This is a genomic window from Pseudoalteromonas sp. SWYJZ98 (genome assembly GCF_015864495.1).
Lineage (GTDB): Bacteria > Pseudomonadota > Gammaproteobacteria > Enterobacterales > Alteromonadaceae > Pseudoalteromonas > Pseudoalteromonas distincta.
The window spans coordinates 37587-63264 of the sequence record NZ_JADYXA010000016.1; the positions used below are offsets into that span (position 1 = coordinate 37587).

Below are 25678 nucleotides of genomic sequence, written 5' to 3' on the forward strand. Positions count from 1 at the left end.
GCTGCAATTGCAGCCTTTAGTTTTACAAACAGAGTTTACCTAATCATAAGTATGATGGCGAGTTACGCTAAACCGATTAAGTATATGGTGCATAACATACACAACACATAAGCTTAAGATTATAGCCACAGATACCGAACTAAACCGGTACATTGCACTATAAACAAGATCTTGGCCTGGCCCGAGTGAATTTCCAAACAAAATACCAAATGTAGTCAATACACCAAAACCAATACCAGGTATGCCTCCGCCTAAAATATGAAAGCGCGCAAAAACAAACGAAAGTATCCATAAAATAGCCATCGGAAAAAGTAAAAAATCAGAGTGACTATACAAAAATAGTTGCGATAGTAACGCTGCATTACAGCCTATAAGCGTTCCAATTGCTCGCTGCCAACCGGCCATACCTGCGGCTTTCCAGCACAACGAAAATAAAATAAGCACAGAAGCTGCCTGCGCAGATATTGAGTCTTGTAAATCAAGAACCTGAAAAACAACAAAAGAGAGCGTAGCCACGGTTGAGCATAACAATACCTCATGGCGAATACTTTCTTTTGCTTTAGCTGGCATTACTCGCCCGGGCCTTGCGGTTACATCAGGGAATAGGCCATGCATTAATGCTCCAATAATAACGGTTAAAAATATAGCCAAACCATTAGTCAAGATTAACGGATAAATACTGCTTCCTTGAGCAACATAGCTGGAAAAATGTAGCTGAATAGAAAGGCTGATCACGCCTAAAGCGCCAAATAAAAAGGCACTACCGCTACTCATTTTATGAAATAAAAAGCAGAAAACACCAAACACTAACAATGTCATAACGACTGGCAAGTGAGAAAACAATCCCTGCATTATCAGCACTATAAGTGCGCTAAATGCAGCAGATGCTATAAATTGATTTATCAGCCCACGACTTAACGTAGGTACCATGCCCAATATCAACATAGGATAAACGGTAAAAAATATACCATTGGGCCAGTTCATTAATTTACTAATAGTAAAGCCAAGGGTACACCCACCTGCAATGCGCAGTGCTTGGCGAAGGCCATTGGAGTCTAATTGTGGGCCTTGGCTAACAATTTGAGTCATAAAGCCTCCATTAATAAATGTAGTGTAACCAGCTAATAAACCTGATTTGTGCAGAGCCAAACCATTGCCCAATTGTTGATTCTGGTAATAATTGTACTGTTGCACGTGAGCCACTAGGCATGTTTGCTATTAAGTCTTGATGATTTATCAGCTTTAAGTGAATGCGTTGACGCTGTGCATCACGCACCCAGCGATTACTGGTTTCTGTTGTACTTAGTAAACCATTAGCACTAAGTTGACCACTGCTAACGCCTGCTTCAAATGTTTCAAGTATTGCGTCGTAAACTTCACCTGGGCGGCTATCAAATACTACGCGCGCTTGTGTGCCTTGCTTCATATTTGAGAGTGACTTTTCTCTAAAGTCGGCAACTAAATCTGCCTTTTTAGCGACAATAGCTAATAACGGGCTGCCTGCAACTGCGTATGCGCCGTTTAATAACTGTAAGTTAGCAACTACGCCGTCACTTAATGCGCGCACTTTTGTGTAGGATAAATTTAGCTCAGCTTGCGCTAACTGGTTTGCAGCGTGGCGCATGGCTAAGTTTTTGTTACCTGAGTCACCTCTAGCTAAAACCGCTTCAGCTAACTGCGCTTCAAGGGCTGCAACATTTGCTTTACTCGCTTCAAAATTAGCACGAATGCTTTCAAGTTCTTGCTCCGATATAGACTTTTGCTTATAGAGCTTTTCGCCTCTGCTTTTTAATAGTTTTTGCTCATGCTGTTTAGCGTTTGCAGCACTTATTTGTGCCTCAAGCGCTTTAACATTGGTATCAAGGCGTTTATTTTGTAATTTGGCATCATCAAGGGCGAGTTGAGCTTGTTCTTTAGCTAAATTATATGGGCCTTCATCGATACTAAATAATATATCGCCTGCTTTAACTGATTGGTTATTACTAACTTGCACACTAGTGACTCGGCCACTAATTTGCGGTGATATTTGCACAACAGGGTGATAAACACGTGCTTGTGGTGTCACAGGCAAAACCATATCGGCCACTAAATAGTAAATAAATACTAAGATAAACCCTATGAGAGAAAACCTTACATAGCGTGCAAACTTTTGATCCGGTGTCATTTTTAGCCTTACTTATTAACTTGAATACATTTAAGGGCGTTTTGCTCCATTTTGATCAAACCAAATGCAATCGCATCTAGTTGCTCAACAGATAAACCGCTGTATAACTGATTTTTTATATCGGAAATAGTCTCTTGCAATGAATGTAAAATGGCATCACCTTGCTCAGTAAAATAGAGTCTTTTACTGCGCTTATCATGTTTGTCTACACGGCGAACGATTAACGATTGTTCCTCTAATTGCTTAAGCGTACGAGTCAATGAAGGCATTTCTATCCCTAAGCTATTAGCAAGTTCAAGTTGTGTTAGTCCCTCACCACGCATACTAATATGCATTAGTGCAGTCCAGCGCGATTGAGTAAGCCCTAAAGGCTCAACCGCAATGGTTACCGCTTCGCGGCATAAACGATGAACTCGGCCCATATTACCGATAACTGTTAAATCGAGTGTTTCGTGAAAAGGTTTGTGTGTAGGCATAGCCACCCCAACATAGTTAGCAAGCTAACTATTTTATCATTACTTAGCTTGCTAAGTAAATATGTGTAAGTGCGGGAAGTAGCAAAATATTTGCTAAACCTCACTTGTAAAAATGGTGAGGTTTAGCAGGAGTTTAAAAGTTAAGTAAATTAGCTGGGGAGTATTGATCGGTAAGTACTTTTGTATCTGCGGGCCAATCTTGATCGTTTTTAGTAAATTGCATAAATTGGCTAATCGCTTTTATGTCTATACCGTATTTTACTAATTTAGGGGCGAGAGCATTTACACGCGTGTTAATTTGCGCTTCGCTCGGCATTGATTTAAGTCCCGCTAAAATAATACGATTACTACGATTTTCGCGACTTACATTTATAAAGTCGCCAAATACAGCGTGGTAAGTTGCCGACTCATGTTCATAAAGTTTACTACTTGAAAACGTATTTGCAGCTATAACGCCGCCTTCGGCTAATACGCTTTGTACTTCTTCAAAAAACTCTTTAGTAAGCAAATGCTCCGGAATATAGTCGCCGTTAAATGCATCCAAAATAATCCAATCGTACTTTTGTTTTTTAATTGCGGCACGTTTTATAAAAATACGGCCATCTTGCACGCTTGATGTCACTAAATCGTTTTCTATAAAGTTAAAGTAATCGCGTGCAACTTTAGTTACTGCAGGATCTATTTCAACATTATGAATTTTTGCAGTGGGGTATAGCTCATGAATAACGTTAGAAAGCGTACCGCCTCCTAATCCTATAATAAGTACATTTTTAGGATTATCGGCTACTAAAAGGCTCGCAAAAGTAAGTTTAGTGTAATTAAAAACAAGTTTGTCGGGATTGTTTTTATACATACAGCTTTGGCTTGTTTGGCTACTTTTAGTATTAAATTTAAGGCAACGTAAGTCGCTCGTTTCTTCAACAATAATATTGCGATAAAGCGAGCGCTCTTCGTGGATAACTTTACTGCACGCAAAACCCGAAAATGCAATTAACGGCAGTAGTAAATATTTAAGCATGAGCAAGCTCCTTATTATTAGCCAAGGTATTAATTACAATCGCGACTAAACCCAGTGACCCAAGCGTTAGAGCAAAGGCGCTAATAATAGTATTTACGTCAAACGCGAGTACAAAATAAAACGAGGTAATTATAGTACCCAGTGCACTGCCAAGCGTACTTACAAAGTATAAACGCCCAGCCACTTGGCCGCTTTTATCGCTATCTGTTACCAGTAAGCGCACAGAGTAGGGCGAGATCATGCCTAAAATAACGGTAGGTATAAAAAATAGTGCGGTTGACGCCAAGAGTGAGCCGTAGCGGCTATCTTCAATATGGGTAAATATAAATTCCATTATTGGCTGCGAAAATAATGTAATAGGCACCACCATAATGCTGGCTATTAAAAATATTAAACCATATTTGGTAAGTGATGCATTTTTAGTGCTGAGTTTACCGCCAAGTAAATACCCAAAAGATAAACTAAGCATAAATACTGTAATTATACTGCCCCAAATATGTACGCTACTACCAAAAAAAGGGGCGAGAATTCTCCCTCCTAAAAGTTCAATCCCCATAATGCAAAAACCGCTGCAAAAAGCTAAAAAGTAAATTAACGCGTTTGTTTTTATGCTCATGTAATTATCGTTATGTAACTTAAGTAGAACACTATACTAACGTGATGACACGGCAGTCGCTAGTGCATTAATTAATCGCTCAGTGATTTTTTAAAAAGAAGTTTTGTTATAAAGTAACACATGCTACAATTTTGTTATACTATAACACTTGCTTAGTTAATCAATCACATGAAGTACTCTTTAATTTATTTAGCCTGCCTAGGAATTAGTGCGCCCAGTATTGCGCAAGATCAAAAAGAAGAAATCGAAAAAATATCTGTCACTTATAAACAAGCTTATCGCGGTGATATTCCTCAAAAGCAAATGCCACAATCTATAGTTAGTATTAATAGTGCTGAGCTTAATAAAAAAGGAATTACTCAACTACAAGATGCGCTTGATTTTTCAGCTAGTATTTCACGTAAAAACAATAGCGGTGCATTGTGGGATAGCTTTTCTATTCGTGGCCTTTCGGGTAACGAAAACATGCCATCGGGCTATTTAGTTAATGGCTTTAGCGGTGGGCGTGGTTTTAGCGGCCCGCGTGATGTATCTAACATTGATTACATTGAAGTACTAAAGGGCCCAGGTTCAGCACTTTATGGGCGATCAGAGCCAGGCGGGACTGTAAATATTGTAACTAAAAAGCCACAGTTTGATTCACAGGGTGAGCTAAAACTAAGCTTAGGTAGCGACAGTTTTAATCGCGTTGAAGGCGATTACACCAGCGGCATTAACGATACCACCGCGTTTAGAATAAATGGCGCATGGCAAGATAGTGACAGCTACCGCGATGAGGTGTACACCAATAAAAAGGTGATTACGCCGTCTATTTATCATCAAATAAACGCATCGACCAGTGTAACATATGAGTTTGAGTATGTTGATTTAGCTCAGCTATTCGACCGTGGTGTTGTCGTACTCGATAACGATTTTGACACCCTACCAAGCTCGCGCTATTTAGGTAACCCAAACGATGGAGACACGCAGGTTTACTCTCGAGGCCATCAAATTACGTTAAATCACGATATTAACGAGGAATGGTCACTCGTTGTAGGTGCAAATTATCGAGACTCTAGCTTAACGGGTTTTTCGTCAGATGCAGAACTTGCACCGTCACGCCAATCGTTATTTGACGATGGCCGCACACTTACCCGCCAGCAGCGCTATCGCGACTACGAAGTAGAAGATTTAAGCGTAAAGTTTGAAGTTAGTGGAAGTTTAGATACAGCCGGCATTTCGCATCATTTATTAATAGGTATTGATGCATATAAATACGATTTGCGCACAGCGCTTTCTCGTTATCGTGGCGGTAATGGCACTTATACTATTGATATTTTTGAGCCTGATTATTCTGGTGAACGTCCTGCTGTCTCGCTACTTTATGAAAATGATGAAGAGCAAAACGCTTACGGTATTTACATTCAAGATCAAATGGATATCACTGATAAGTTTAAACTTTTACTTGGTCTTAGATTTGATAGCGTAGACCAAGATATTTTAGAAACCAACAGCGGTGTGTTTTCAACCAGTTCTGAGAGCCAAATAAGCCCACGCGTTGGCGTAGTGTACGAACTAAATAATACAATAACCTTTTACAGCAGTTACTCTGAAGGCTTTTTACCACTGAGCGGTACTGATGCAAACGGCGACCCGTTTGGCTTTGAATACAGTGACTCGTTTGAAGTTGGCGCTAAGTTTGAGTACTTAGGCATAAACGGTACTGTGGCATTTTTTGATGCTTCTAAAAGTAATATGTTAGTGGCAGACCCTGTAAACGTTGGTTTTTCGGCTCCCATTGGTAAAGCTGATAGCAAAGGGTTTGAGCTTGATTTAAATACCTATATTACCGATGCAACAGCATTTAACTTATCGTACGCCTATATAGATGCCACCACAGCAAACGACATTATTAATGCCGATTGGGGCGTGCCAATAGAAAAAGGCAGCCCACTGGTAAATGTACCAAAAAACAATCTAAACCTTACACTTAGCCATCAAACAGCATTAATGGGTAAAGAGCTTGAATTTGGTGCAAGTTACCAATATACCAGCAGCCGCCTAGGTGATGCCGCAGATTTGAGCTTTAGACTACCAAGTTACCAATTGGTCGGCCTGTTTGGTCAATTAAATCTAACAGATAAAACAGAGCTAAATGTGAGTATTAATAACATTTTTAATGAAGACTACGCTCAAAGTAGTTACAACGCTTTGTGGGTTTATCCGGGGGCGCCTACGCAATTTAAAATGTCGATAGCTTATAATTTTTAATAGCTTAGCTTATTAAGCTTTTAAACAGTTTTCATCCTGAAGCGTCTTAATTTAATAATTAAGGCGCTTTTTTATTTAAATTAAGGTTTCTTAAGTTTTCTTTAAGTTTCGCTCGCTAAGTTACAAGCATACACTTTATATGAGCGATGTTTATGCAATTAGCACACCTACCTTCATCACCCGTTTATATTCAAAATAACTCACGCTTTGTGAGTGCTCGCGTTAATGATGAGCATAGAAGTGCGTTAGAAAACACAGTTAAAGAAGGTTTTTTAGTCGCTTATAACGCCACGCTTACCTCTTTTATGCCATTACTTTGCCAATACACGACAAACGAAGGGCAATGCACTTTGGGTTTAAGGCAAGCAACAGCTCCTCTATTTATAGAGCAATACTTAGCACAGCCCATTGAGCATTTTTTACCTGAGAACACACAGCGTAATAAAGTATTTGAGCTTGGCAACCTATGCTCTACACATCGCAAAGCAACGCTTGGGCATTTTATTGTTGTTAATGAAGCCCTGCAAAGTGTAGGAGCAAAACATTTAGTATTTTGCGCCACTAAAAAAGTACGTGCACTGCTGCGCTTATTAGGCGTTAACTGCACTGAAATTGCTGTGGCAAACAGTTTTGTTGTGGAGCATCCGCTAAGTTGGGGAAGTTACTACGCTAATCAGCCTACCGTATGCGTTGTGAGTTTAGAGCAAGCTCACCAACAGGTATTAAATACCCCAATGCTTTATAGTTTGATGCAGCAAAATCACTCAAATATCAATTCTTTGGTAAATGCGTTGGTGAATGTATGAATTACTATAATACCCATGCAATATCGCCATTAATTATTGCCCACAATAAAGAGCAAACACTTGAAATTAACGTGGATGAGTTTAATCAGCAAATACAAAAAGTAGTAAAAATACTACAAAGTTTTAACGGCAAATGTATCGCTTATAAGCTCGATAATACGCCAGCTTGGCTTGTTATTGATGCCGCTACTGCAGTTTCTAGTAAAGTGGCTGTGCCAATTGCTCACTTTTTTAGTGAACAACAAACTCAATATGTACTAGGGCAATGCGGCGCTAATGTATTTATGAGCGACACGCTAACCCCTGTATTTGGGGAGCCGACTGCATCAATTACTTTATTTGAGTGTTACACATTATATATTTACGAAATCGTTGTAGCTAAACCCGTCAGTTATTTTCCAGATACTCAAAAAGTAACATTTACGTCAGGATCGACTGGGCAACCAAAAGGCGTGTGTTTATCTGCAAAGAGTCAAATGCAGGTAGCTCAATCTCTGTGCGATAAAATTAATATTAAAAAGCCTGTGCATTTATGTTTATTGCCGCTTGCTGTATTGCTTGAAAATATAGCCGGTGTGTATGCCCCTTTAAAAAGTGGCGGTACAGTGCATTTAATGCCGTTAAATGAATTAGGCTTTGTTGGTACTGCATTAAAACAGCCCGCACAGCTTATAGCTGCGATTGATAAAGTTAAGCCAAATACGCTTATTTTAGTGCCTGAACTATTAGCATGCTTAGTTACTTTTGCAGAAGATGGGTGGCAACCGCCTAGTTCGTTACAGTTTATTGCCGTAGGTGGTGCGCTTGTCAGCGAAATGCTAATAGTAAAAGCACGTAGCTTAAACTTACCGGTGTACCAAGGTTATGGGCTGTCTGAGGCGGCATCTGTCGTTAGTTTAAATACACCCACAAACGATAACATCCATAGTGCCGGCTCTGTGTTACCTCATATTCAAACCAAAATTGAAAATGGCCAGCTTTTTATAAAAGGCGATTTGTTTTTAGGTTACTTAAACCATCAACCTCACAACAAAGACCAGTGGTATGCAACCGGTGATCTAGTAGAGCAGCGTCAAAATACTTTATTTATTAAAGGCCGATTAAAAAACCTAATTATTACCAGCATGGGTCGTAACATCAGTGCCGAGTGGCCTGAATCACTATTACTCAGTCAAAGCGGTATTTTACAAGCCGTTGTGTTTGGTGAGGGGCGACCTTTTCTCAGTGCCATTATTTACGCCGATACAAAGCTAAGTAACCCAGTGTTAGCGCAGTACATTAAGACAATTAATAAACAACTACCCGACTATGCACGAATTCAAAAGTGGCATCGTTTAGCTGCCCCATTAAGTGTGCAACAAGGATTATTAACCACAAATAATCGCCCAAAACGAGATGCCATAAGTAAGCAGTACCATGCTGTGTTTGATCAATTTTACCGACTTGGAGAAGTAATTAATGAGTGATTTTTTTAACACCCTTAAAGAGCAAACTAAACAAGAGCAAAACTATCTGCTTGCAGCGCCTATTATTCAGCGTGTTTTTAAAGGCGAAGCATCACTTGAAGAATACGCCTCGTTTTTAGCGCAAGCGTATCATCATGTTAAGCATACTGTGCCATTAATGATGTCGGTTGGTGCACGATTAACCGACGATCAAGAATGGCTGCGCGAAGCCGTCGCAGAATATATTGAAGAAGAGATTGGTCATCAAGAGTGGGTACTTAATGACATTGCAGCCTGTGGTTTTGACAAAGAAACAGTACGGTGTAGTCAGCCGCAATTTGCTACCGAAATGATGGTGTCGTATGCGTACGACTCCATTGCACGTAAAAATCCGTTGAGCTTTTTTGGCATGGTGCATGTGCTTGAAGGCACTTCTATAGCGCTTGCGGATGGCGCCGCTTCAAACATTGCAAATGCTGTGGGCTTACCTAAAAAAGCATTTAGTTATTTAACCTCTCACGGCGCACTTGATATAGAGCATGTAAAGTTTTTTGAAAACCTAATGAACCAAATAACAGACGAGGCGGATCAGCAAGCCATACTTCATGGTGCAAAGCGCTTTTATCGTTTATACGGCGATATATTTCGTGGACTCGATGACGAACCATTTTTTAAAGCACGTGTACAAGGCAAATTGGCATGAGTAGTTCTTTGTGTGTGCTCACTGGTGCAACAGGCGGAATAGGGCAAGCGATTGCTAAAGCCCTATATGCAAAAGGGTGGAAGTTACTACTTGTAGGGCGAAATACCCAAGCCCTTGAAAAACTGAGCCGTGCATGCCCAGACAGTGAAATATTTACGGGCGATTTAACCGACGATACAGCACGTATTAACCTAGCAATAAAAGCCAAGCAACTCGGCGGCGTTAAATTACTTATTAATAACGCCGGTATAAATACAATGCAAAGCCTTGAGCACACAAGTAATGAGCAAATAGATAATATGCTCATTACTAATCTGTCGGTGCCTATTAAATTATGCCAGCTATTTTTAGGGCAGTTAGCGTATACCAAAGGCACCATTGTTAACGTGGGATCATCGTTTGGCAGTATTGGCTACCCGTTTCAAACGCTTTATTGCGCCAGTAAATTTGGCTTACGTGGCTTTACAGAAGCGTTATCACGTGAGTTGAATGGTTCAGGCGTTAAAGTGACCTATTTAGCACCAAGAGCAACAGATACATCCATTAATAGCAGTAAAGCGCGGGCAATGAATAAAGAGCTCGGCAATAAAATGGACTCGCCAGAATTAGTTGCTCAAGAGTTATTAGCTCTTATAAGTTCAAACCAAACAAGGCGCTTTATTGGTTTTCCTGAAAAATTATTTGCACGCATAAATGGCGTATTCCCAAGCGTTGTTGATAACGCTATTGCAAAGCAACTTCCTAAAATTAAACGTTTTTTAAGTTAACAAACACACAAAGGCAAAATTATGTATAAATTTACACTCGCATTTTATTTAATACTAACCTCTGTATTTGCAACTGCAGTACACGCAGATGAAGCGCAAGACTTAACCGATATTCAACAAAAGTGGGCAATTGCTAATTACGAACTTGAAGACGATGCGCAAATAGACGCGTTTACGCAACTGAGTGAGCAAAGCGCATTATTTGTTAAAAACTATCCAAGCTCAGCGCAAACACATATTTGGAATGGCATTGTGTTAGCTAGTTTTGCTGGCGCAAAAGGGGGCTTGGGCGCACTTGGTTTAGCAAAAGAAGCAAAAGCGTCACTCGAAAATGCACTCTCGATTGATGGCACTGCACTCAATGGCTCCGCTTACGCAAGCCTTGCAACGCTTTATAGCAAAGTACCTGGCTGGCCAATTGGTTTTGGTGATGATGACAAAGCTGAAAAATTATTTAAACAAGCGCTCGCTTTTAATCTCGAAGGCATTGATACTAATTACTTATACGGTGAATACTTGTATGATGAAGGCGATTATAAACAAGCTAAAGCGCGACTACTTGTAGCACAAGCTGCTGGGATTCGTGATACTCGGGCAAAAGCAGATAAATATCGTCAACAAGCAATAAGTCAGTTATTGGCAAAAGTAGATAAAAAATTAAAAAGATAAACACATAATGCATTTATTACTCGTTGAGGACGATCATTTAGTGGCGCAAGGGCTTATTCGCTCTTTGCGCCAAGAGGGCTACAGCGTAGAGCACAGTGGCACTGTAAAACATGCCTTAGAGTGCCTTTCTAGTGGTGATATTGAGCTTGTTATTCTCGATTTAGGATTGCCTGATGGCGACGGCTCGCAAGTTTTAAAGCATATTAAAGCACAAAAAAAAGTAATACCGGTGGTTATTTTAACTGCTCGCGGCAGTATTGACGACAAAGTCCAAGGGCTCGATATGGGGGCAGATGATTACCTTGCAAAGCCGTTTGACCCCGCTGAGCTATTTGCCCGTTTACGTGTAGCAAGCCGGCGCATTAATCAAACACAATCAAGCTTATTACGCTGTGGTGATGTAGTAATGGATACCTCTGCTCATACAGTTAAGCTAAGTGGGCAGTCACTTGCACTACCTCGAAAAGAATACATGCTTTTAAAAGCGCTGATGGAAAATCAGGGAAGGGTACAATCAAAACAACAACTCGAAAACAAACTTTACCAATGGGGTGAAGAAGTCGGCTCTAATGCCATAGAGGTGCATATTCATCATCTTCGTAAAAAATTCCCTAGTGATTTTATTAAAACCTTACGTGGCATTGGCTACGTGGTTGGTAAACGTTAGAGTGTATTTGTTTTTCGAGGTTGAAAATGTCAATTCGTAAACGTCTGACCTTAATTTTACTTTCAATGATGGTGCTAACTTGCTTTTTAGCATTAGTAAAAGGCTATCAAAAAAGTATGCACCACGGCGAAAGTTTGCTTGATGATGAACTTAAAATAGTGGCTGGCGTTTTAATTGAGCAACCATTGGCACTAAGCACAGATGCAGTACAAGTAAGTAATAATAGCGCTCAGTTGTTGTATCAAATTTGGCAAAATAATAATTTACTTAGTGGCTCATCGAGTTTAACGAATAACCAAATTAGTTTTAGCGAGGGCTTTCAAACGGCCAATGTAGCAGGGCAGCGTATGCGGGTATTTGTGATGAGTAAAAACACCCGTAAAGTCATTGTTGCTGAACCTATGGCAAAGCGGTTTGAATTAGCTGAAGCCGTTATTTTATCTGCAATGTTACCAATGCTATGGGCAGTCCCTCTGCTTGCTATTTTTATTAGCTTTTTTGTTAAATACGCATTAGCCCCTCTTACCCGATTATCTAAGCAGTTGGCGTCTCGCCAAGCGAACGACTTTACGCCAATTAACTGGCAAGTAACCGACGAGGAAATTAAACCGGTTATTAATCGTTTAAACGACTTATTTAAACGCGTAGAAACGGCCTACTTACGAGAACGCTTTTTTGCCTCAGATGCAGCTCACGAATTACGTACCCCACTTAGTAGTTTAAAAATTAATGTACATAATTTGGCTAATAAACAAAGTAATCTGCAAGACCATCAAGAATTACAAGCTATGTCGCAGGGCATTAATCGCTTAAGTAATATTGTTGAGCAAATGCTAATTTTAGGACGCACTCAGCCTGAACAATGGCAGAGGCAATTTAGCGAACAATCATTGCTAACGATTACTCAGCAAGTCGTATCGGAGCAATACGACAAAATAGATGAAAAAAACCAAACCATTAGCCTTGAAGGCGATGATTTTGTTATTAATGGTGATGAGTTTACATTAACCACACTCATCGCTAATTTACTTAGCAACGCCATAAAGTACACACCCAAAAATGGTCAAATTATAATTAAATTAGTATCAAGTAATAACGGCTTTAGTTGGCAAATTGATGATTCTGGTGCGGGTATGACTGAAGAGCAAAAAGAGCGAATATTCAATCGTTTTTATCGCGTAGGTGGCGATCAGCATCCATCAGGCGAGCAAGGTGCCGGTTTAGGTATGGCGATCGTTCAACACATAATTGCTATTTATGGCGCAACTATTCATTTAGCGAATAGCCCTTTAGGCGGACTAACCGTTAAGGTTACTTTTACAGGAGTGAAAAGTGACTAAACGTTTATTTAATCGGTGCCTTTGTTGTTTGCTATTTTTGTCGTTCAATGCGGCGAGTAAAGAGTACCTTATTATTTTAAAAGATCATTTGTTTTATCCCTCGCAAATTACCATTCCCGCGAATAAAAAAGTAAAACTATTGATAGAAAACCAAGATAGCACACCAGAAGAGTTTGATAGCTTTGATCTAAACAGAGAAAAAGTACTCTACCCAAACCGTAAAAGCATTATTTATATAGGGCCGCTTAGTAAAGGGTATTACGAATTTTTTGGTGAGTTTTCGCCCAATACAGCAAGGGGCGTTGTAATAGTTGGTGATGAGGAAGCGCAGCATGCTAATAACTAGTTTAGTTATGAGTCTTAATCAATTACTACCTGTGGCTATTTTATTAGTGCTACTACAAGTGGTTAAAAAACAAAGCGCTTTAAAAATAGGATCTGCTTTACTAATTGGCGCGCTCATGTCGTTTATGTACATGCAAAGTGCATCATGGGTGAGCCAGTGGTTTGAACACCAAGGGCTAGAGTACTCACAAATAGGGCTATGTATTACTATATTTATAGCCGTATTAGTATTTGCAATAAAACAAAAATCAGCGGCTTTTTATATTGCTGTTATAAGCACAATAACATTGTATTTAAGCCACTATATTATTTACCTCACCAGTTTTTGGCAAAGTAATGATGCAGGGCAAAGCTTATTTATTGGCACTTTATTAGGTGTTGGAATTTGTTTAAGTTTTAGCGTATTGCTGTACTTTTTAATGAATGCAATTAAGCACCGCTTTGGTATGTATCCGCTTTTTACTTTGCTTGCTTTTAACAGCGCGGCTAAGTTATTAGTTGCACTGGATTTTGCAAGCCAAATAGACTTAATTACCAACACCGCAACCGTGTGGGATTTACGCGATGTATTAAGCGAAAACTCTGAACTCGGGCGCGTACTGCGCGCCCTGGTTGGTTACGAGGCTACCCCGGATCTAATGAGTGTACTTATATATAGTACAAGTAGCGTGATATTTTTATCACTTTGTTATGTTATTTCGGCTTCAATTTCTAAGGAACGTGTATGAAAGCACTCAACCTATATTTAGCGCTTAGCTTTACCGTTTTTTGTTTGTTGGTACTTTCAACCCCAGCAAAGGCCGATGGAATTGTTGTTGATAAGGTATATCACCCCTATGTTTTACCTTTTGAGCGAGAGTTTGAATGGCGGTTAGTGTCGCACCAAACAGATAGTGGCAACATACTAGCGCAGCGTTTGGGTGGTGGCGGTGCTATTAACGATACAATGGCACTAGAAGGCTATTTAGTTGGTGAGCGAGATGACAACGGCGACTTTGGTTTAGAAGCTTATGAGCTTGAACTACGCTGGCAATTGATTGAGCAAGGTAAATTATGGGCCGATTGGGGGGCATTATTTGAGCTTGAAAAAAAACATAATGAAGATGTGTATGAAGCAACTACGGGTTTTGTGATAGAAAAAGAGTTTGGTAAAACAAGCTTAACTATGAATGCCTTTTTAGTGTACGAGTGGGGGCAGGATATTCAAAATGAATGGGAAAGTGAGTTTAGAGCGCAATATCGCTATCGATATCGTTCTGCTTTTCAGCCATCTATTGAGGTGTACGTAGGAGAAGACTTTGTTGGCATAGGGCCTGGGTTTATAGGTTTGCAGCGTTTTGATGGACAAAAGCAGTTAAAATGGGAAGCGGGTTTTATCACTGAGATAAGCCAATCAGAAAAAAATCATAGTTTTAGGCTCGCATTAGAATTTGAATTTTAATAACCAAGGAAAGCGGTTTTGGTTGTTTATCACTCTGATTATAGATAGGTACTTGACATATTTTAAAAAATCTATATAGTGGGCTGCAGCTAGAAAGAAAGCATGTAAGCTATAAATCTCCATTTCGATGTTGTATAAGTAATACTTGTAGTACCGTCCTGAAGTTTTTAAAGTACCATCTCATTTTTTGCTACACCCGCTCTTATGAGCATATTTTTTATTTTATATCAGGATATTACAATGTCTAACATCGTATCAGGTACAGTTAAGTGGTTCAACGAGTCTAAAGGTTTTGGTTTCATCGAGCAAGAAAATGGCCCAGACGTTTTCGCACATTTCTCAGCAATCAAAAGCGAAGGTTTCAAAACTTTAGCTGAAGGCCAACGTGTAGAGTTCACTCTTTCACAAGGTCAAAAAGGTCCACAAGCTGATAACATCACAGCTGTATAATTTTACTTTTTAAGTAAAATGAAAAAAAGCGCTTAAGGCGCTTTTTTTGTGTCTGAAATTTGACATAAACCAAGCAACGCCTGTTATTAGCCCCTCCTAGTATTTGTTTTTCTATTCTTCTAAGCCATTCTTTTAAGCAATTGTGTTAATGCAAGTGAGTTTAAGCTTGTGATTAATACCGCCCATTTCTCTTCTTATAATTTTTTAAAAAGAAAATAGATCTAATTTTTGGCTCATATTTACAGTAATGCATCAGCTGGAACCTTTGACTATAAAGTGGGAAAGGTGCTGTAAGGCTGCAAAAATTACCTATTTGTGCGCATGCTAAATTGCATCGAATTTAATAAGTAAGTAGTTGTGTGTCATAAAGCGATTTAACAAAGAATATAAAAAGTTAAAAATGAAAGATGATTTTGTCGCCCATAAGCATACTTACCTTCAATGATTTATCTTTCATAAGGGAGCCCTTTTTTTTGCTTTATTTTTAAAAAAGCAGCTTGCAGTGCTTCTATTAAATGCATATCTGTTTTTTTATTCGCAGCTAAATAAGCATCAATTGTTAGCTCATCTATTTTATAAATAAACTTTAAGTGTGCCGGTTTGAGCTTTAGGTAGTCGCTCATCTGCTTCATATATAAAGGATCATCTACAATTAAATCTACTTTTTTAGCGAGTAGTAAAGAGTATGACTTTTGAATATCAGAGGTTAAAACAACTTCAAACCCCAGTTTTGCGAGGGTTTGTGTTGAAAAGTCATTACGCTGCATAGCAATTTTGTACACTTTGGCTTGTTCAGTAGTGTTTATAATAAGATCATCTCGCTCTGATAGGCCAATAAAGCCTAGTTCAAAACGTCCGACAGGTCCTATCCAATAAAATTTGTCTTCTCGCTCTACAGTGCGTGCAAGGCTGTATATAAAGGTATTTTTAAGCTCATCTGCAATTCTATAAGCACGTGCCCAAGGGTACATTTGAATGTTAGGTGTTAGATCAGCCTCAGCAAATATATCTCTAATAAATTGAGTGCCTTCACCTGCTACCTCACCATCAATCAACACTTGGTTTGGCGGTGCTAACTCTGTAACAACAAGGATGGGTTCTTTTGCTTGAACATACACAGAACAAATTAAAAAAAGAGAATAAAGAATATATTTCACAATAGCGGATCGTTAGTCGGTTAGCTTAAGTAATATAAGTGTGGCTGAAAATACGAAAAACACAAAAAATATTTATGTGACTTTGTTACTAAGATATTGGTTTATTTGAGTTATGTATAACCATAAATAAGGTTAAATAGCTTGAAGGTTGGGGAGTGTATAAATGTGGAAGGCCTAAAACGATAAAAGGGCCTTGCGGCCCTTGGTGAAGTATCGTTCAAGTCAGATAGAGCTTTAACCCCTTAAAGCGCTATCCTCTTGTTTTGCAACACCGGTGTTCATCTCAATAAGTTTCTAAGCTAGCGAGAGGAAAAACCCAGCAATTGCTGCGCTCATAAGGTTAGCCATAGATCCTGCTAACACTGCTCTGAGCCCTAAGCGTGCGATATCCTTCCGCCGACTAGGCGCCATACCGCCTAACCCACCTAGTAAAATGGCTATCGATGATAGGTTAGCAAAGCCACATAGAGCAAAAGTAACAATTGCTTGTGTGTGTGCGCTTAACGTATCGCGATAATTTATAAAGTCTAAGTAAGCAACAAACTCGTTCACTACTATCTTTTGACCAATAAAGCTGCCGGCTATAATTGCTTCATCCCATGGCACACCTAGTAACCATGCAACAGGAGCAAATACATAACCTAATATTTCTTGAAGCGTTAATGTTGGGTAATCAAACCACCCACCAATACCGCCTAATAAACCGTTTAATAGTGCAATTAGCGCTACAAAAGCAAGTAACATTGCACCTACATTAAGTGCTAAATGCATACCGTTTGCTGCACCTGATGCAGCTGCATCAATTACATTTACAGGCTTATCTTCGTCATCTAAATCTAAATCAGCTAAGTTATCTTTAGGCGTTTCAGTTTCTGGCACAATCATCTTGGCCATTAAAAAACCACCTGGAGCAGCCATAAAGCTCGCTGCTATTAAATACTTAAGATCTACGCCAATAATAACGTAACCAGCCATTACAGAGCCTGCCACAGTGGCTAAGCCACCTACCATCACTGCAAACAATTCCGATTTAGTCATTGTTGCTATAAATGGCTTAACTATCAGCGGTGCTTCAGTTTGGCCAACAAAAATATTTGCCGTTGCTGAAAGCGATTCTGTGCGAGAGGTTTTCAATAATTTTTGTAAACCGCCGCCTAAAATCCTAATTATCCAATCCATAATGCCAAGGTGATACAACACAGCAACAAGTGCTGAGAAAAACACGATAACGGGCAAAACTTGGATCGCAAAAATAAAACCTAATGTGTCTTGTGAGGCAAGTGGGCCAAACAAAAACCCAATACCGTCGTTTGCATAACCAATAACCGACGATACGGCTGCTGACATGCTCGTTAACACATTTTTTCCTGCTTCAAAAAACAGGACAAAACCGCCAATAACTACTTGCATCGCAAATGCTATACCAACGGTTCTTAAATTAATTGCCTTGCGATTAGTTGATGCCGCAAAGGCAATGCTTAGTAGCACACACATGCCCACTAAGCTCATAAATGTTGTCATACAAATGTTTCCCGTTGTTATTCTTGTAGTAAATATTTTATCTTACTTTTTATTATATCAATCGCAACGCGGTTCATACCGCCTCGAGTCACAACTAAATCTGCGTTATGCTTAGAAGGCTCAATAAATTGATAAAACATCGGTCTAACAGTTGCTTGATACTGCTCAACAACAGATTGTAATGTTCTGCCTCGTTGCTCCATATCACGTTGCATACGACGCATTAAGCAAATATCTAAAGGCGTATCTATAAACACCTTAATATCAAATTCTTTATTAAGCGCTTTGTCACTCAATAATAAAATACCTTCAACAATGAGTATTTTAGCAGCAGGCACACGGCGAGTTTTCTCGCTACGTGTATGCTGTGCATAATCATACGTTGGTACTTCAACTGAATTTCCACTACGAAGCTGTGTTAAATGCTCAAGCATTAACGCATGTTCAAATGCATCAGGATGGTCGTAATTCGTTTGCGTACGATGCGCCATCGGTAAATGCGACTGATCCTTGTAGTAAGCATCTTCTTCAATAATGGCGATAGCGCCTGGTTCAAGCTCATTAACCAATTCATTGTATATAGTTTGGCTAAAAAGAGATTTGCCCGACGCAGACGCGCCTGCAATAGCTATAATAGTAGTTCGTGTCACTAAAGTTCTCACCCACACAGAAGGATATATTGTTGGTAGATCACAATAGCAAAAAAGACACGATTAATCTCTTTTGCTTCGCTTAAGAATGCAAATTTATAATGTTTAGGTTTTATGAAACAGGACTTTTGTCCTGTACGGAAAAATCGATCAGCGGATAAAGTAACCACCTAGAATCAAAGTGAGGTCAAAATGGCAAGAGCAATTATCTTAATGGCAGATAGCCTAGGAATCGGTGCAGCACCAGATGCAGATAAATTCGGCGATCTTGGGGCTAATACATTCGCTCACTTACTAAAAGCATATTACGACGAAACAGGCGCTGCATTATCGCTTCCTAACCTATCAAAACTTGGGTTAGTGGATGCATGTGAAGCTGCCGGTGGAGAACCGTGTTTAATTTCAGACCGCCAAGCTTCTCAAGGAGCATGGGGTTACGCTAAAGAATTATCTAGCGGAAAAGACACGCCATCAGGTCATTGGGAAATGGCAGGAGTACCTGTGTTATTTGATTGGGGATATTTCCCAAAAACACAGCCAAGTTTCCCACAAGAATTTATAGACGAGTTTATAGCTCGTACTGGTATTCCTGGCATTTTAGGCAACTGCCATGCATCGGGAACAACCATTTTAGAACAGCTAGGTGAAGAGCACGTAAAAACAGGTAAACCAATCTGTTACACCTCAGCTGATAGCGTGTTTCAAATAGCCGCGCATGAAGAGTCATTCGGCCTAGAGAAGCTTTATCAAGTTTGCGAAATCGCACGGGCGCTACTTGATGAAATGAATATAGGACGAGTGATTGCGCGGCCATTTTTGGGTTCAAATAGCCAAGACTTTGCTCGAACGGGTAATCGTCGCGACTATTCAGTGCTTCCGCCAGCACCAACATTGCTAGATGTGTTAGCAAAAGACGGCGGCGAAGTAATTAGTATTGGTAAAATTTCAGATATTTACGCGCATCAGGGCATAACCCAAAAGCATAAAGCACCTGGGCTTATGAACTTGCTAGAAAAAACCAGCGAAGTAATGAAAAGCGCACCGGAACATAGCTTAATCTTTACTAACCTAGTTGATTTTGATGAAAAATTTGGTCATCGCCGTAACCCAGTAGGTTATGCAAAAGCATTAAAAGAATTTGATGACTATTTACCAACTATACTAAAACAGTTAAACGCAGATGATATATTAATGATCACTGCAGATCACGGTTGTGACCCAACCTTTCCAGGTTCTGAGCACACTCGCGAATACGTACCGGTTATTGCATATAAACCAGGTATGAGTGACACACCACTAGGTGAACGCAACAGCTTTGCAGATATCGGTCAAACACTGGCACAGTGGTTTAACTTATCTGCGCTTGATTACGGCGACAGCTTTTTAAATGAGCTAACAACGCCAAATAAAAAGGAAAACAATTAATGAGTACTCCGCATATCAGTGCAAACGTTGGTGATTTCGCCGAAACAGTATTAATGCCAGGCGATCCGCTACGTGCGCAATATATTGCTGAAAACTTTTTAGATGATGCAGTACAAGTTACAGGTGTTCGTAACATGTACGGTTTCACTGGTACTTACAAAGGTAAGCCAGTAAGCATCATGGGTTCAGGCATGGGCATTCCATCAATGTCTATTTATGCACGTGAGCTAATTGTAAGCTTTGGCGTTAAAAATATTATACGTATTGGTACGTGTGGCGGTATTGGCACCGATATCAAAATCCGTGACGTAATTTTTGCACAAGGTGCAAGCACAGATTCAAACGTAAACCGTGCACGTGTTCGTGGCTACGATTTTGCTGCTATTGCTAACTTTGACTTACTTTTAAACGGTGTAAACGCCGCTAAAGAGCTAGGAATAGAAGCAAAAGTAGGTAACGTATTTACAACCGACACTTTCTACCAAGCAGACGACTCGTTCTATAAAGACTTAGACAAGTTAGGCATGCTAGCAGTAGATATGGAAACAGCCGGTTTATATGGCGTTGCAGCTGAATACGGCGCAAACGCAATGGCATTATTTACAGTAAGTGACCACGTAATCACCGGTGAAGCAACACCTGCTGATGAGCGTCAAAGCACGTTTAACGAAATGGTTAAAATTGCATTAGAGTCAATAGCTTAAATAATACATAACAGTTCCTTGGTAACGTATTCACTAAGTTTTGGAGACACGCCCAAAGTGAAGTGAGACTAACCTCCAAAGCCGCATTTTATGCGGCTTTTTTTATGCCTGAAGAAAATGGGTAGCAGCTTCTAATTACTTATACCAATTCGCTTAATTAAGTGAATCTATTTTGAGGATGGAAAAACGTGTTGATAGCTAGGCAAAAAATTCGCTATTGGGTTGTTCTAAATGAGAATTTTTTAACGCAGGTAGCGACACGTTTAGCCCCTAAAAATGATTAAGTATTATTGCGGGTTGGTATTAATTCAACCATCTAAAAACTGCGTTTTTAAACGCCTGCAAGCAGCGCGTCTACAGGTAAATTAAACTGCTGAGTGTAAGTTTCACAGGTAGGCGCTAAGCTTGCTCGCGCGAGAAGCGCAGCTTCTAATTACTTAATCACCCATCCTAAAAACTACGTTTTTAAACGCCTGCAAGCAGCGCGTCTACAAGTGAATTTTAACCACCGCGTTAAGTTTTCCACGTAGGCGCCGAGCTTGCTCGCGCGAGAAGCGCAGCTTCTAATTACTTAATCCCCCATCCTAAAAACTACGTTTTTAAACGCCTGCAAGCAGTGCGTCTACAAGTGAATTTTAACCACCGCGTTAAGTTTTCCACGTAGGCGCAGAGCTTGCTCGCGCGAGAAGCGCAGCTTCTAATTACTTAATCACCCATCCTAAAAACTACGTTTTTAACCGCCTGCAAGCAGTGCGTCTACAAGTGAATTTTAGCCACCGCGTTAAGTTTTCCACGTAGGCGCAGAGCTTGCCCGCGCGAGAAGCGCAGCTTCTAATTACTTAATCACCCATCCTAAAAACTACGTTTTTAAACGCCTGCAAGCAGCGCGTCTACAGGTAAATTAAACTGCTGAGTGTAAGTTTTCCACGTAGGCGCTAAGCTTGCTCGCGCGAGAAGCGTAGCTTCTAATTACTTAATTACACAACAAAATTTACCTTTAAAAACAAAAAAAGGGCCAAAGCCCTTTTTTATGGTGTTGCGCCTAATCATACAGGCCAAATTCTTAGTGCTTAAACAACTTCACCAGCCACTATCGTATTAAAGCTGTCGTTGTCATGCAGGCTTGCAAATGCGCTCTCGTGTAATAATTCATTACGTAAGTTTGGAGAGTATTCAAGTGCCATTTTAATATCGGCTAAGGCATCAGCATGTTTGTGCGTAAGTGCATAAGCACAGGCTCGTTGCCAATAGGCATAACCATAGTCACTATCTATATCAATTGCTTGGTTACACAGCTCAATGGCTTGTGCTGTTTCATTAATTTCTAGTAGTGCATCGGCTTTATAAGCAATGGCTTCAACATCTTCAGGTTTGCGATTGAGTATCTCATCAAAAATTTCAATTTTATTTGCAAAATCACTTTCTAGGTTTGCGCGCATCCACAACGAATGAACTTCGTTAGTCACCGATATGCGCTCTTGGTTGCTGAGTATTTCTTCTGAGCGAACGCGTAGTTTTTCTTCAAGAATTTTTAATCGGTCTTCATACTCGTCTGTAATTACACTCACACGCGTATTTACAATATCTTCTACTTTATTTTTAACATCGCGCAACGAGTTCCAACCCACTAAAACTAAAATCGACGCCGTAGCGGTAATTATAAAAAACACATTATTAATGGTATCTGTAGTGTACGTTAATGCGCGATCTGCAGTATCAAGCTGCGCATGAGTAACCTGCTTAGTTACATCTTCACGAAGCTTTTGCTGATCTTGCCTAACTGCTTTTAGCTCATCTAATATGTAACGCTCCATTAGCGGCTTATACATAGGCTCTTTGAGTTGTTGAAGAGCTTGTTGCTCTTGTTGTGCTGTAGGTGAAGCTGGTTGCTTTTCAGCAGAGTTCACTATGCCTGAAAACAAAGTTAAACAAACAAAAAGTACAGATAGGTAATAACGCATTGGTACGCCTAATTAAATTAATTACTGTAATAACTTTAACATGCAGGGCTTAATGGCACTAGGGCGTGTTGTTCTTTGTGGATTAAAATTGACCTAATTTAGATAGGAGCAATAGTTGTAAAATTTTTTTAGCCTAGTGAGCTTAGCAATAATAGGGTAAAGCGTGAGCATATTACCCATGCTCAGGTAATTTGAGTAAAAATAGGCAAAAAAAACCAGCTCAAGGTGAGCTGGCAAAAACTGCTTAAAACAACAATATGTCGTAGGGATTCACAGGAGAACAACTTCATACTAACTGAATCTTTATGAACAAATACTTAATTCAATTCAACTAGTTAAAAATATAAGAATACTCAAAGTATTCGGTTTATAAAGTAAAGGTGCATTGGGCTTAAGTAATGCACCTTTATCATTATAACTATCTAACTACAATTTCATGGTGAAGGGGGGTATTCCAATGTGCGCTTTAGTAAACTAAAGCCACTTTCAAACCCTTCACATACCATTACGCCGAAATTTTTCAATTCGATCACAGGTCTAGTAAAAAGATTAAGGTTGATTCACCGATTTTGTATTTTTATTTTGCGTAATACCTTATATGAGCGCCATCTAACCTTTTTACTATTATTTTAAACGCGACTTTAAGCCTATTGTTAAATACACCATTAACGTAAGGGCAATCAAAAATATAAATTGGAGCAATCGTTTTAAATAGTATGTTGAGGCTGGCGTAGCATAATTTATACGCCTATATTAAGGATACGTAAGCACTTAGGTAGGCACGCTGAGTAAAAATTAAGCCTATTAAATAAAAATAACCGTTACTTTTTAAAAAGTTATAAACACATAAGCAATAATACTGATTGATTAAGTATTTTACTTTTCTATTTTAAGGATTTCACAATGAGCAAGCCAACAGCGGGTAAATGCCCTGTTATGCACGGTAGTAATTCAGTTGTTTCTAAAGTAAACACCGATTGGTGGCCAAACACACTCAACTTAGACATTCTTCATCAACACGATACTAAATCAAATCCATACGGTACTAATTTTAACTACGCAGAAGCATTTAAATCTTTAGATTTAGACGAAGTTAAAGCCGACTTAAAAACCTTTATGACCGACAGCCAAGATTGGTGGCCTGCCGATTGGGGCCATTACGGTGGTTTAATGATTCGTATGGCATGGCACTCAGCGGGTACGTACCGTTTATCTGATGGTCGTGGTGGCGCAAGTACCGGTAACCAACGTTTCTCGCCTTTAAATTCATGGCCAGATAACGCAAGCTTAGATAAAGCACGCAGACTTTTATGGCCACTTAAGAAAAAATACGGTAACAAACTTTCATGGGCCGATTTATTTATTCTTGCAGGTAACATGGCATACGAATCAATGGGTCTAAAAATTTATGGCTTTGCGGGCGGCCGTGAAGACATTTGGCATCCAGAAAAAGATATTTACTGGGGAGCTGAAAAAGAATGGTTAGCGCCTAGTGATGAACGCTACGACAATGTAGAAAAACCAGACACAATGGAAAATCCATTAGCCGCAGTACAAATGGGCCTAATTTACGTTAATCCTGAAGGTGTTAATGGTATACCAGATCCTCTTAAAACAGCGGCTCATGTACGTGAAACATTTGCACGCATGGCAATGGATGACGAAGAAACAGCAGCATTAACAGTGGGCGGCCATACAGTGGGTAAAACTCATGGTAATGGTAAAGCAGAGCATTTAGGCCCAGAGCCAGAAGCAGCAGACGTACACGAGCAAGGTTTAGGTTGGAACAGTACCAAAGAAGGCGGCTTTGGTCGTCATACTGTAACTTCAGGCCTTGAAGGCGCATGGACCACACACCCAACAACATGGGATAACGGATACTGCCACTTACTCTTAAATTACGAATGGGAACTCACTAAAAGCCCAGCTGGCGCTCATCAGTGGGAGCCTGTAAATATTAAAGAAGAAGACAAACCAGTAGACGTAGAAGATCCATCAATTCGTTTAAACCCAATGATGACCGATGCCGATATGGCCATGAAAGTGGACCCTGCGTACCGTAAAATTATTGAGCGTTTTTATAACGACTTTGAATACTTCTCTGATGTATTTGCACGCGCATGGTTTAAGCTAACTCACCGCGATTTAGGTCCTAAAGCATGTTACTTAGGTAAAGATGTACCAAGCGAAGACCTAATTTGGCAAGATCCTATTCCAGCAGTTGATTACACATTATCAGACGATGAAATCATAAGCTTAAAAGCACAGCTACTTGATTGCGGTGTAAGCGCGAGTGATTTAATAAATACAGCGTGGGATAGTGCGCGTACGTATCGTGGTTCTGATAAACGCGGTGGCGCAAATGGCGCACGTATTCGTCTAGCACCACAAAAAGATTGGCAAGGTAATGAGCCAGAGCGCTTAGCAAGTGTGCTTAGTGCCCTTGAAAAAGTACAAGCGGGTTTATCTAAGCCTGTAAGCATGGCCGATTTAATCGTTTTAGGTGGTACAGCGGCTGTTGAACAAGCGGCAAAACAAGCCGGTGTTGATGTAACAGTACCATTTGCACCAGGACGAGGAGACGCAACAGACGAAATGACTGATGCAGAATCGTTTGATGTACTAGAACCAATTCACGATGGCTTTAGAAACTGGCTGAAAAAAGATTACGCAGTATCAGCCGAAGAGTTATTACTAGAGCGCAGCCAATTAATGGGCTTAACAGCACCAGAAATGACTGCACTTATGGGCGGCATGCGTGTACTAGGCACAAACTACGCAGGCACTAAACATGGTGTATTTACCGATAATGTAGGCACGCTATCTACCGACTTTTTTGTAAACCTAACCGACATGGCCAACAACTGGAAGCCACTAGAGCCAGGTCTTTACAATATTGTTGAACGCAAAACAGGCACCATTAAATGGACTGCCACACGCGTAGATTTAGTGTTTGGTTCAAACTCTATTTTGCGTGCCCTAAGTGAGTTTTATGCACAAGACGATAATAAAGAACGTTTTGTACATGACTTTGTAAATGCATGGGTAAAAGTAATGAACGCAGACAGGTTCGATCTTAAATAATCTGTACGCTAAATAAAAA

The 25678-nt window shown here is 39.9% G+C and carries 24 protein-coding genes; 15 read left to right on the forward strand and 9 right to left on the reverse strand.

The window, feature by feature from the left end; genetic code table 11:
• Positions 1 to 39: 39 nt before the first annotated feature.
• From I6F10_RS11290 to I6F10_RS11310, 5 genes are all read right to left on the reverse strand, one after another.
• A complete protein-coding gene (locus tag I6F10_RS11290; protein WP_197098850.1) occupies positions 40 to 1089 on the reverse strand; it encodes a DUF2955 domain-containing protein in 1050 nt (349 codons plus the stop codon).
• Between the two features lie 10 nt (positions 1090 to 1099).
• Positions 1100 to 2164 (reverse strand): HlyD family secretion protein, encoded by a 1065-nt coding sequence (locus I6F10_RS11295; protein ID WP_002959152.1) that lies wholly within the window; start codon positions 2162 to 2164, stop codon positions 1100 to 1102.
• Between the two features lie 8 nt (positions 2165 to 2172).
• Positions 2173 to 2640: a MarR family transcriptional regulator gene (locus I6F10_RS11300; protein WP_197098851.1), complete on the reverse strand. Its 468-nt coding sequence runs from the start codon at positions 2638 to 2640 to the stop codon at positions 2173 to 2175.
• Positions 2641 to 2773: 133 nt separating this feature from the next.
• Positions 2774 to 3658, reverse strand: coding sequence for a spermidine synthase (locus I6F10_RS11305; protein ID WP_002959148.1), 885 nt, complete (start codon positions 3656 to 3658; stop codon positions 2774 to 2776).
• A complete protein-coding gene (locus I6F10_RS11310; RefSeq protein ID WP_039488814.1) occupies positions 3651 to 4274 on the reverse strand; it encodes a fused MFS/spermidine synthase in 624 nt (207 codons plus the stop codon). The genes I6F10_RS11305 and I6F10_RS11310 overlap by 8 nt, the downstream gene beginning before the upstream one ends.
• Positions 4275 to 4442: 168 nt before the next feature.
• On the opposite strand from I6F10_RS11310, the gene I6F10_RS11315 reads away from it, so the two are divergent.
• From I6F10_RS11315 to I6F10_RS11370, 12 genes are all read left to right on the forward strand, one after another.
• Positions 4443 to 6524, forward strand: coding sequence for a TonB-dependent siderophore receptor (locus I6F10_RS11315; protein ID WP_197098852.1), 2082 nt, complete (start codon positions 4443 to 4445; stop codon positions 6522 to 6524).
• A gap of 152 nt (positions 6525 to 6676) precedes the next feature.
• Positions 6677 to 7330 (forward strand): thermostable hemolysin, encoded by a 654-nt coding sequence (locus tag I6F10_RS11320; RefSeq protein WP_002959142.1) that lies wholly within the window; start codon positions 6677 to 6679, stop codon positions 7328 to 7330.
• Complete coding sequence (locus I6F10_RS11325; protein WP_149603411.1) at positions 7327 to 8796, forward strand: AMP-binding protein; 1470 nt, start codon at positions 7327 to 7329, stop codon at positions 8794 to 8796. Before I6F10_RS11320 ends, I6F10_RS11325 begins: the two co-directional genes overlap by 4 nt.
• Positions 8789 to 9478, forward strand: a complete 690-nt coding sequence (locus tag I6F10_RS11330; protein ID WP_197098853.1) for a TenA family transcriptional regulator — start codon at positions 8789 to 8791, stop codon at positions 9476 to 9478. The genes I6F10_RS11325 and I6F10_RS11330 overlap by 8 nt, the downstream gene beginning before the upstream one ends.
• Positions 9475 to 10245 (forward strand): SDR family oxidoreductase, encoded by a 771-nt coding sequence (locus tag I6F10_RS11335; RefSeq protein WP_197098854.1) that lies wholly within the window; start codon positions 9475 to 9477, stop codon positions 10243 to 10245. Before I6F10_RS11330 ends, I6F10_RS11335 begins: the two co-directional genes overlap by 4 nt.
• A gap of 21 nt (positions 10246 to 10266) precedes the next feature.
• Positions 10267 to 10914, forward strand: coding sequence for a hypothetical protein (locus I6F10_RS11340; RefSeq protein WP_039488809.1), 648 nt, complete (start codon positions 10267 to 10269; stop codon positions 10912 to 10914).
• 7 nt (positions 10915 to 10921) lie between these two features.
• Positions 10922 to 11581, forward strand: coding sequence for a response regulator (locus tag I6F10_RS11345; protein ID WP_149603412.1), 660 nt, complete (start codon positions 10922 to 10924; stop codon positions 11579 to 11581).
• A gap of 26 nt (positions 11582 to 11607) precedes the next feature.
• Complete coding sequence (locus I6F10_RS11350) at positions 11608 to 12921, forward strand: ATP-binding protein (protein ID WP_197098855.1); 1314 nt, start codon at positions 11608 to 11610, stop codon at positions 12919 to 12921.
• The gene (locus I6F10_RS11355; RefSeq protein ID WP_138490154.1) at positions 12914 to 13267 is read left to right on the forward strand and encodes a cupredoxin domain-containing protein; all 354 of its coding nucleotides are present in this window, start codon (positions 12914 to 12916) and stop codon (positions 13265 to 13267) included. The genes I6F10_RS11350 and I6F10_RS11355 overlap by 8 nt, the downstream gene beginning before the upstream one ends.
• Positions 13254 to 13994 carry an iron transporter gene (locus I6F10_RS11360; RefSeq protein WP_197098856.1) on the forward strand — a complete coding sequence of 247 codons (741 nt, stop codon included), beginning with the start codon at positions 13254 to 13256 and terminating at the stop codon, positions 13992 to 13994. Before I6F10_RS11355 ends, I6F10_RS11360 begins: the two co-directional genes overlap by 14 nt.
• A complete protein-coding gene (locus tag I6F10_RS11365; protein WP_149603416.1) occupies positions 13991 to 14707 on the forward strand; it encodes a hypothetical protein in 717 nt (238 codons plus the stop codon). Before I6F10_RS11360 ends, I6F10_RS11365 begins: the two co-directional genes overlap by 4 nt.
• 240 nt (positions 14708 to 14947) lie before the next feature.
• Positions 14948 to 15157 (forward strand): cold-shock protein, encoded by a 210-nt coding sequence (locus I6F10_RS11370; RefSeq protein WP_002959120.1) that lies wholly within the window; start codon positions 14948 to 14950, stop codon positions 15155 to 15157.
• A 446-nt stretch (positions 15158 to 15603) separates the two neighbouring features.
• Here I6F10_RS11370 and I6F10_RS11375 read toward each other — a convergent pair whose 3' ends face one another.
• From I6F10_RS11375 to udk, 3 genes are all read right to left on the reverse strand, one after another.
• Positions 15604 to 16314 carry a substrate-binding periplasmic protein gene (locus I6F10_RS11375; protein WP_197098857.1) on the reverse strand — a complete coding sequence of 237 codons (711 nt, stop codon included), beginning with the start codon at positions 16312 to 16314 and terminating at the stop codon, positions 15604 to 15606.
• A 294-nt stretch (positions 16315 to 16608) separates the two neighbouring features.
• On the reverse strand, positions 16609 to 17835 hold the full coding sequence (locus I6F10_RS11380) for a NupC/NupG family nucleoside CNT transporter (RefSeq protein ID WP_039488805.1): 1227 nt from the start codon (positions 17833 to 17835) through the stop codon (positions 16609 to 16611).
• Between the two features lie 17 nt (positions 17836 to 17852).
• Entirely contained in the window at positions 17853 to 18485 is a 633-nt protein-coding gene (gene udk / locus I6F10_RS11385) for a uridine kinase (RefSeq protein WP_024596281.1), read from the reverse strand.
• A 192-nt stretch (positions 18486 to 18677) separates the two neighbouring features.
• On the opposite strand from udk, the gene I6F10_RS11390 reads away from it, so the two are divergent.
• Positions 18678 to 19910 carry a phosphopentomutase gene (locus tag I6F10_RS11390; RefSeq protein WP_197098858.1) on the forward strand — a complete coding sequence of 411 codons (1233 nt, stop codon included), beginning with the start codon at positions 18678 to 18680 and terminating at the stop codon, positions 19908 to 19910.
• The gene (gene deoD, locus I6F10_RS11395; protein WP_024596283.1) at positions 19910 to 20614 is read left to right on the forward strand and encodes a purine-nucleoside phosphorylase; all 705 of its coding nucleotides are present in this window, start codon (positions 19910 to 19912) and stop codon (positions 20612 to 20614) included. Before I6F10_RS11390 ends, deoD begins: the two co-directional genes overlap by 1 nt.
• A gap of 1070 nt (positions 20615 to 21684) precedes the next feature.
• Here deoD and I6F10_RS11400 read toward each other — a convergent pair.
• Positions 21685 to 22575 (reverse strand): tetratricopeptide repeat protein, encoded by an 891-nt coding sequence (locus I6F10_RS11400; protein ID WP_002959108.1) that lies wholly within the window; start codon positions 22573 to 22575, stop codon positions 21685 to 21687.
• 903 nt (positions 22576 to 23478) lie between these two features.
• On the opposite strand from I6F10_RS11400, the gene katG reads away from it, so the two are divergent.
• Positions 23479 to 25659, forward strand: a complete 2181-nt coding sequence (gene katG, locus I6F10_RS11405) for a catalase/peroxidase HPI (RefSeq protein ID WP_197098859.1) — start codon at positions 23479 to 23481, stop codon at positions 25657 to 25659.
• The last annotated feature ends 19 nt before the right edge of the window (positions 25660 to 25678 follow it).

Bases quoted from the DNA above. Each gene is read 5' to 3' on its own strand.
- I6F10_RS11325 (WP_149603411.1), top strand. From the start codon at position 7,327: ATGAATTACTATAATACCCATGCAATATCGCCATTAATTATTGCCCAC.
- I6F10_RS11400 (WP_002959108.1), bottom strand. From the start codon at position 22,575: ATGCGTTATTACCTATCTGTACTTTTTGTTTGTTTAACTTTGTTTTCA.
- I6F10_RS11340 (WP_039488809.1), top strand. From the start codon at position 10,267: ATGTATAAATTTACACTCGCATTTTATTTAATACTAACCTCTGTATTT.
- I6F10_RS11335 (WP_197098854.1), top strand. From the start codon at position 9,475: ATGAGTAGTTCTTTGTGTGTGCTCACTGGTGCAACAGGCGGAATAGGG.
- katG (WP_197098859.1), top strand. From the start codon at position 23,479: ATGAGCAAGCCAACAGCGGGTAAATGCCCTGTTATGCACGGTAGTAAT.
- I6F10_RS11380 (WP_039488805.1), bottom strand. From the start codon at position 17,835: ATGACAACATTTATGAGCTTAGTGGGCATGTGTGTGCTACTAAGCATT.
- I6F10_RS11295 (WP_002959152.1), bottom strand. From the start codon at position 2,164: ATGACACCGGATCAAAAGTTTGCACGCTATGTAAGGTTTTCTCTCATA.
- I6F10_RS11350 (WP_197098855.1), top strand. From the start codon at position 11,608: ATGTCAATTCGTAAACGTCTGACCTTAATTTTACTTTCAATGATGGTG.
- deoD (WP_024596283.1), top strand. From the start codon at position 19,910: ATGAGTACTCCGCATATCAGTGCAAACGTTGGTGATTTCGCCGAAACA.
- I6F10_RS11300 (WP_197098851.1), bottom strand. From the start codon at position 2,640: ATGCCTACACACAAACCTTTTCACGAAACACTCGATTTAACAGTTATC.
- I6F10_RS11310 (WP_039488814.1), bottom strand. From the start codon at position 4,274: ATGAGCATAAAAACAAACGCGTTAATTTACTTTTTAGCTTTTTGCAGC.
- I6F10_RS11315 (WP_197098852.1), top strand. From the start codon at position 4,443: ATGAAGTACTCTTTAATTTATTTAGCCTGCCTAGGAATTAGTGCGCCC.
- I6F10_RS11390 (WP_197098858.1), top strand. From the start codon at position 18,678: ATGGCAAGAGCAATTATCTTAATGGCAGATAGCCTAGGAATCGGTGCA.
- I6F10_RS11365 (WP_149603416.1), top strand. From the start codon at position 13,991: ATGAAAGCACTCAACCTATATTTAGCGCTTAGCTTTACCGTTTTTTGT.
- I6F10_RS11320 (WP_002959142.1), top strand. From the start codon at position 6,677: ATGCAATTAGCACACCTACCTTCATCACCCGTTTATATTCAAAATAAC.
- I6F10_RS11345 (WP_149603412.1), top strand. From the start codon at position 10,922: ATGCATTTATTACTCGTTGAGGACGATCATTTAGTGGCGCAAGGGCTT.
- I6F10_RS11330 (WP_197098853.1), top strand. From the start codon at position 8,789: ATGAGTGATTTTTTTAACACCCTTAAAGAGCAAACTAAACAAGAGCAA.
- I6F10_RS11370 (WP_002959120.1), top strand. From the start codon at position 14,948: ATGTCTAACATCGTATCAGGTACAGTTAAGTGGTTCAACGAGTCTAAA.
- I6F10_RS11360 (WP_197098856.1), top strand. From the start codon at position 13,254: ATGCTAATAACTAGTTTAGTTATGAGTCTTAATCAATTACTACCTGTG.
- I6F10_RS11290 (WP_197098850.1), bottom strand. From the start codon at position 1,089: ATGACTCAAATTGTTAGCCAAGGCCCACAATTAGACTCCAATGGCCTT.
- I6F10_RS11305 (WP_002959148.1), bottom strand. From the start codon at position 3,658: ATGCTTAAATATTTACTACTGCCGTTAATTGCATTTTCGGGTTTTGCG.